Annotated in this window: 1 protein-coding gene; it reads left to right on the top strand. The window is 62.0% G+C overall.

The window, feature by feature from the left end:
* The coding region (locus EN969_RS35165; RefSeq protein WP_164758848.1) for a class I SAM-dependent methyltransferase at nt 1-379 on the top strand (379 nt) is incomplete at both ends.

Raw genomic sequence — 379 nt, 5'->3', positions numbered from 1 at the left:
ACAAGAGCGCGACGCTGCTCAAGCCGGATGGCGTCATGCTGTTGCACACGATCGGCCGTTCCGGCGTGCCGTGGGCGACCAGCGCCTTCATCCGCAAATACATCTTCCCGGGCGGCTACATCCCGTCGCTGTCGGAAGTGATGCCTGCGATCGAGAAGTCGGGCCTGGTCGTCACCGACGTCGAGATCCTGCGGCTCCACTATGCCGACACGCTGAAGCACTGGGGCGAGCGCTTCGCCGCCAATCGCGACAAGGCCAAGGCGATCTATGACGAGCGCTTCTGCCGCATGTGGGAATTCTATCTGGCGGCCTCGGAAGCCGCATTCCGCTGGCAGGATCTGGTGATCTTCCAGATCCAGATCGCCAAGAAGAACGATAC

Origin of the sequence: Mesorhizobium sp. M7A.F.Ca.CA.003.01.2.1, assembly GCF_003998945.1 — a bacterium.
Taxonomy (GTDB): Bacteria; Pseudomonadota; Alphaproteobacteria; order Rhizobiales; family Rhizobiaceae; genus Mesorhizobium; species Mesorhizobium ciceri.
This window is presented reverse-complemented; position numbering and strand designations above follow the sequence as displayed.